Annotated in this window: 3 protein-coding genes and 1 pseudogene; 3 read left to right on the plus strand and 1 reads right to left on the minus strand. The window is 60.0% G+C overall.

Annotated elements, in window-relative coordinates; genetic code table 11:
- Positions 1-170: 170 nt before the first annotated feature.
- Positions 171-746: pseudogene (locus tag RMO15_RS30320) on the plus strand (phosphotransferase); the annotation flags it as partial.
- Here RMO15_RS30320 and RMO15_RS30325 read toward each other — a convergent pair.
- Positions 715-2022, minus strand: a complete 1308-nt coding sequence (locus tag RMO15_RS30325) for a Trx7/PDZ domain-containing (seleno)protein (RefSeq protein WP_309722043.1) — start codon at positions 2020-2022, stop codon at positions 715-717. The pseudogene RMO15_RS30320 and the gene RMO15_RS30325 overlap by 32 nt on opposite strands.
- Before the next feature lie 349 nt (positions 2023-2371).
- Between RMO15_RS30325 and RMO15_RS30330 the strand changes: the two genes are divergently transcribed.
- Positions 2372-3454, plus strand: a complete 1083-nt coding sequence (locus tag RMO15_RS30330) for a GntR family transcriptional regulator (protein WP_309722046.1) — start codon at positions 2372-2374, stop codon at positions 3452-3454.
- Positions 3451-6330, plus strand: a complete 2880-nt coding sequence (locus RMO15_RS30335) for a glycoside hydrolase family 9 protein (RefSeq protein ID WP_309722048.1) — start codon at positions 3451-3453, stop codon at positions 6328-6330. Before RMO15_RS30330 ends, RMO15_RS30335 begins: the two co-directional genes overlap by 4 nt.
- Positions 6331-6644 lie beyond the last annotated feature (314 nt).

The raw sequence follows: 6644 nt of genomic DNA on the forward strand, positions 1-6644 counted from the left end.
GCTCTGCCTGCTGGAGTATTGCGAGTATCTGTTGGTCGTTGTATTGACCTTGTTTCACGGTTGGTTCTCCCGAGGCGGGCAAGCCCGCCTCTGGTCAGGATACCAACTCAGTCACTGGACCAGTTTTCGGGGGGCAGCGCACGCTAGAGTACAGCCTCGCCGTCGCGGACGCGCTCGGACGTATGCACCGGCACCACGCAGGCTCACAGCCCGTGCCTGATGACTCTGTTTGGGAGCGCTACTTTGCCGAGATTCGCCCCGGAGTAGTGCCCCTGGAGCAGGCAACCGGGCAGGCGTTTGAGACACGCTTTGAGGAGCATGCGGACACACTACGTCAGCGCTGGGCCGATCCCAGCGGGCAGAGCCTGCTCCACGGCGATCTGAACTCCACCAATATCCTCACGCCAAAGGACACAGAGACTCCCGTCTACTTCCTCGACCGCCAACCCTTCGACTGGTCGCTCACCTATGGGCTCGCCGCCTATGACTTGGCGTATTTTCTGATCCTCTGGTGGCCCGAGGAAGCCCGCGCCGCCCATGAAGCCGCGATATTGGAGCGCTGGTACACCGCCTTTGCCCAGCCCGACTACTCCTGGGAGCAAGCACAGCGAGACTGGAGGCTCTCCGTGGAGCAGTGCCTTCACGTGCCGCTAGAGTGGTGCTCCAAGCCCGAGACCGTCGAGACGATGCGCTGGCTCTGGAGCTTCCAACTCGCTAGGGTGCAGGCAGCACAAAGCTCGTGTTGATCGTCTGGCCGTTGCGCTGAATCGTCAGCGGGATCGTGTCGCCGGGTTTCTTGACTTGCAAGGCATGGGCGATGAGGCCTGTCTCGCTGGTAGGGTTGGTGACGGTGTCGAAGCCCATCAGAATATCGCCTTTGACGACACCGGCTTTTTTTGCCAGATCGTGCGGCGCAAACTGCCCCACATGGCCGACCAACAGCCCTTTCCCACTTGGGTTCGGATCAAGCTTCATCCCTCCCAGTCCTGCACGGCGCAGGCCCCAAGTGCTCACGCGCCAGGAGATATCATCGCGCTTGCGCCAGCCATCAGGGAGGGTCAGGGTGATCGTCTTGGGCTTGCCCGCTCGCACGACACTGGCCTTGAGCGTTGCGCCTGCGGCGGGGGTTGTGTTGAGCACCCACTGCATATCCGCTAGGGAGAGAAGTGGCTGGCCTTCAAGCGAGAGAATCACGTCGCCCGGCAGAAAGCCTGCTTTTTGGGCATCACTGCCAGGTTCTGTCTTGAGCACGGCCGGTCGCTCTTTGGGGTTCAGGATCAGGCCAAACGACTTCGGGTGCGGGTACGGGTAGAGAATCGTATCGGTGAGCTGACGGCGCTGAAGGGCGAGCTCTTTCTGGGCATCGCTGATCTGGTGGCAGTGGATACAGCTTGGTACCACTTTCCCTTCGTAGTTGAGAAACGGGGTGTACTTGGCCCGTAGCGAAGGAAACAGCTCGGGCTTGGCGAACTCGGGAGCGGGCCCACGCTTAGTCGCGAGCAGGGCCTTGTTCTTCGGGTAGTCTTTGTGGAGCGCCAGAGCCCCTTCGAGCGCCTTAGCCATGCCTTCAACCGAGACATCGCCCTGCCACTCGGTGCGGTGGGAGCGCGTGCCATAGCGTCCGTAGATCGTGCCATCGGCATTGAGTAAAAACACAGCGAAGCTCTGGTCGGTGTCGTACTGGAAGAGCGAGAGATCCAGGCCATTGGTGGAGATCTGGCGCACTCGAACAAACTTGTCCAGGAGCCCCTTCATCTGGGCGTTGGCCTCGATCACCTCGTCGTCGAGCTTGACACATTCTTCACACGGGATGCAGCGCAGCACGACCACGATGGGCTTACCCGTAGTTTTCGCCTCGGCAAAAGCGGCGGGGAGATCGTTATAGTGCCAGTAGCCGCTTGCCTCCAGCTTTTTCTTGTCGTCGCGGACTTTCGTCTCACGGTCTACTTTTTGTTGGGCGGGTGGCAGTGCCGCGCCGGTTACCAGTGCGCCCAGAAGCGCCAGTGCCAGATACTTTTTCATCGTCGTTTCCTTCTGCTCAAGGGGAGATCTTGTCCAAGACTCAGGGGTAAATTCGACCGTGCGCCCCCTTTCTCCTTTGCAGATTGTATCTTGACCACGGTCATTCAGTTTTAGCCTCCCCCCGCCGCTGAGACGGCGACCTGGGCGCCCTCTGGGCACGGCTGATCGGTCGTCGGGTACCCCCTGGGTGCCTGCGAAAGGGGTAGTTAAGCACACAAAACCCTTCGCGGAGCCCGTACCCAGAGGGTGCCCATGATGAGCCTAAGCGAGTCGGGAGGCTAAAACTGAATGGCCGTGGTACCTTGACAGAATCAGTACCGGTACGATATAAATCATACCGGTACAATCTATGACCAACCTACGCACCGATGTGACCCGTGAACAGCTTCTGGAGCTGGCTCGCAAGATTGGGTCAGGAGGAGCCCTGCCCTCTGCACGGACACTCCGGGAGCAGCTTGGGATTAGCAATGCGACGCTGGGGGCAGCGCTGGAGGAGCTCGCCGCACGAGGCCAGATTATCCGTAAGCCGGGCAGTGGCATCTATGTCTCCCCCACGCTTGATCAGCGCCGACTCGCCCTTGCCGTCAACCCCGAGTTTTTTGCGCAAGCAGGCGTCTCTCCGTTCTGGGGCCAGCTTCTTCTAGAAACCCGCCGCCGCGCCGAGGCCCGTGGCGAGGCGCTGTTTCTGCACTTTGCCGAGCGCAGCATCCGTGAGAGTGAGCCGCTGTTACCGCCGGGCCTCACGGAGGAAGTCAGCAAAGGACGGCTTGTGGGCGTCCTTGCCATTGGCCTGACGCACCCTCAGGCCCGCTGGATTGAGGCGCAGGGCGTTCCCGTGGTGGCCTTTGCAGGAGCAGCTCGCTATCTGGTTCAGCTCGCGATGGAGGAGCTGGTTCAGAGCGGCGTCGCGGCGCTTGCCCGAAGCGGCTGTCAGCGGCTCGCGCTCCTTGCCCCCACCGAAACCCCACAGACCAGTGTCATCTTCCGCGCCGCCTGCACCGCGCACGCACTCACGGGGCAGGTTTTGGCAAGCACCGAGGCACCATCGCATGCCGGTCGTGGCTGGGAACTGGCTCGCCAAGCGCGGACTACACCGTGCGATGGGGTTCTCAGCCTCGATGACACGCTGACACAGGGCTTTCTGATGCACCTCCACCACACCAACACACTTTCTAAAATCACGGTTGCCACGCACGCCAACGCGGGATCGCCGACGCTGCTGGGCTGGGAAGACAAGCTCATTCGGCTGGAGTTCGACCCAGCAGCCATTGTGAGCGGGCTCTTTAGCTGCCTCGATGCCCTCATTGCGGGCACCGTTCTGCCAGATACACAGCTCATCGGGGACGCCGGATTTCCCCCTATTTACTCCGAGCCGATCCACGCGCTGACGCTCTCACCAAAACTCATTCTGCCTCAGGAGAACCAACCATGAACCGACGAACCGTCGCCCTGCTTCTCGCCCCGCTTGCCGCTGTCTCGTGCCGTGCCCATGCAAAGACAGCTCCGCCCGAAGCCATTGCCACGATGGACGGCGCATTTCTCTTCGCCTACGGCACCTGGGAAGGCAAGGTAAAGATGCAAAACGGCGTGGCAACTCTCTCGGGAACGCCGCGCGGGGGTGCCGGCGCAAACGTAACGCTTGATCTCTCCGAGGCGAAAGACTTCTGCCCGACGCTTCGTGTGAGAGTGCTCGCAGGCAACCGAGCAAAATCACTGCGCATTCTGCTCAAAGGCCCCACGGAGGCCATCGCGTTCTACGACTTTGCGCTTCCTGCCGCACCGACCAGCGGTTTTGTGACACTCCTGCCCAAAGACGGCGCATCACTTAGCAAGCCAAGCTCCAGTGATAAAGGCACGGTTGACCTGGCCAAGATCGCGCAGTGGCAGCTCTCGGGCGACTGGAGCAGTGATGAGCCGCTCGCCGTGGAGGTAGACAGCATCGGTATTGCTCTGCCGGATGCCGTGGCTAGCGCCGCCCGCGCCGAGCGGGAGCGCCGGGAGCGCGACGAAGCCGACGCGAGGAAGCGCGAGCAGCTTGCACAAATTGAAAAACTCAAGTCCGGCCAAACGACCAGCCCCACGGTGGAGGGCGTGAGCAAGATCGCACCCGATGTGCTCGCCATTGAGATTCAGGCAGGGAGTGTGCAGGCAAGCCAGCTCTCAACCTACATCCCACAGCCGGGCGATGAGATTCAGGGCAAGGTGGGTGCATCGCGCAAGCTCATCCGCAACAAGCAAGAGATAGGCTGGATTATCGGGGCTAAGAACGAGGGCCTGGTGACTTATGAAAAACTCCGTGGTGATACTCTCTTAGAGTTTCTGGCCGACGATCCAGCGACCATAACCGTCAATGGCCAGAAGCCTGAGGCGGTTTGGCGCAAGTCCAAGCCCAATAACTGGGCCATTCCCCTTGACTACGGCACGTTTGCCGTGCGCCACACGCTCTATCTGAAGCTTGCACAGCCGCTCTCAGGCCGCGTGACGCTGGACTTTGGCAAGCTCAATGTCAAGACTCCGAACCTAGAAACCACCCTCGACGATACCAAGACGCTCTCGGAGGCCATCCATGTGCAGCAGATCGGCTACCGCCCCGATGATCCGGCAAAGCGGGCGTTTCTCTCGCTCTGGCGCGGCACCGGCGGCGCACAGCCCTACGCCGACGGCCTGAGTTTTTCTCTGATCGAGGAAAAGACGGGCAAGGCGGTCTTTACAGGCAAGACCGAGCGCGTGCTGGCCGAGAACGAAACCGAGAAGATGCAGCGCGAGACGAACTTCAATAAAACGGGTGTCTGGCGTATGGACTTCTCGCGCTTCCAGACACCAGGCCGCTATCGAGTGAGTGTTGCCGGAGTCGGTTGCTCCTACCCGTTTTCGATTAATGCCAACGTCTGGACCGACGCGCTGAAGATTCAGATGCGCGGCCTCTACCACGAGCGTAGCGGCGTGAGTCTTGCCAAGCCGACCAGCAGCTACAACAAGCCACGCGACTTCCATCCCCTCGACAATCCTGTTTTTGAGACCACCTACACCGTCTTCGATGGCCCCACCGAGGGCGGCGCGGCGGCAAAAAAGAGCACGGGCAAGCGCGTTCCAGAGGCCTGGGGCGGCTACCACGATGCGGGCGACTGGAACCCGCGTCGCGTCACCCACATGCGCGTCACGATGGCACAGCTTGAGCTTCTGGAGCTCTTCCCCGCGTTCTACTCCAAGCTCTCGCTCAATATCGCCCCGAAAAAGCCCGGCATCCCCGATATTCTCACCGAGGCTATCTTTGAGGCGGATCTCTTCCGACGCTTGCAAAAGCCCGACGGCGGCGTGGGCTACGGCATCGAGACCGACGGCGACCCGCTGGATGGCGAGGTGAGCTGGATGCAGTCCATGCCATCCTATGTCTTTGCACCCGACTGCTGGTCCAGTTTTGTCTATGCCAGCGTGGCGGCGCGGCTGGCCAAGTGCCTCGCGCCCTACGATGCCCAGCAAGCCGCAATCTGGCGCACGAGCGCGATCAATGCCTTCACCTGGGGCGAGTCGGACTGGCAGAAACGGGCAGCAAAAGAGTTTGATCACAAGTGGGAGGCGGCGACCGACCGTAACTTGGCCGCGATAGTCCTCTATGATCTCACGGGCGAGCCTCGCTACCGCGAGGTGTTTCTCTCCGACTCGTGCCTCGTCAAAGGCGAGCCGGTCTTTGCCTGGACGATACGCAACCACCGCGACAGTGCCTTTCTGGCCGCTCGCACCAAGCGTGAGCTGCCCGCAACGGTGAAGAAAAACGCTAAAATCGCCGTGGAGCAACAGGCGCAGAGTGCGCTGGCCTACGCCGCGAAAAACGCTTTTAATGTGACGACACCCGATCCGGGCAAGCCGCAGTTCCTCGGGTTCTACACCTGCCCCGACGCCATCGAGCTCTGCCGAGCGCATTTTCTGACACAAAAGCCTGAGTATCTAGCGGGGATCGTCCAAGCGTGTCAGTTTGGCGCGGGTGCCAATCCAACTAATCTCGTCTTCACCACGGGACTTGGAGCCAACCCGATCCAGAACCCCCTCTTTCTGGACTCGCGCCACACCGGCCAAGCGGCTCCTGAGGGGCTAACAGTCTATGGAATCGTGGACTTTGAAAAATGGACCGATAGCTTTGCGACTTGGCCGCTTCAATATATTGGTTCCCGCACGACACCAACTGCCCGCGCTTGGCCGATCCACGAGGCGTACTGGGACGTGTTTCTCTACCCATGTATCGCGGAGTGGACGGTAGATCAGTGGGACAAGACAGTCTTTTGCTGGGGCTACCTCGCAGCACGACAGTAGGTGAGTTTTACGCAAAATGCGGGGAACCTGGGATTTTCTTTGGCATACAAGTCGCCAAGGAAACTTTCAAAATGACTACTCATAACCCAGCGGCTTTTCGTATGACTCAAGAGATCTCGGTTCGCGTGAATGGAAACGCGGTCGCCTTTGCTGACACCCTGCCCCAGCGCTGAGCTAATCTTGTCCCATATCTTTTCTCTTGGCTCGCCTAACGTTGATGGCGTTATTGTGCTTTATTAACAGTTAACTGATTTTTCATTAAATATCAATAACTAGTATCGTCGTGAGGAAACTGCCTCTGCTCCAGCCATCTG

This window comes from Armatimonas sp., from assembly GCF_031410135.1.
Taxonomy (GTDB): Bacteria; Armatimonadota; Armatimonadia; order Armatimonadales; family Armatimonadaceae; genus Armatimonas.

What these genes read in the sequence shown, in the direction of transcription:
- RMO15_RS30325 (WP_309722043.1), bottom strand. Translation starts at nt 2,022, where the DNA reads ATGAAAAAGTATCTGGCACTGGCGCTTCTGGGCGCACTGGTAACCGGC.
- RMO15_RS30335 (WP_309722048.1), top strand. Translation starts at nt 3,451, where the DNA reads ATGAACCGACGAACCGTCGCCCTGCTTCTCGCCCCGCTTGCCGCTGTC.
- RMO15_RS30330 (WP_309722046.1), top strand. Translation starts at nt 2,372, where the DNA reads ATGACCAACCTACGCACCGATGTGACCCGTGAACAGCTTCTGGAGCTG.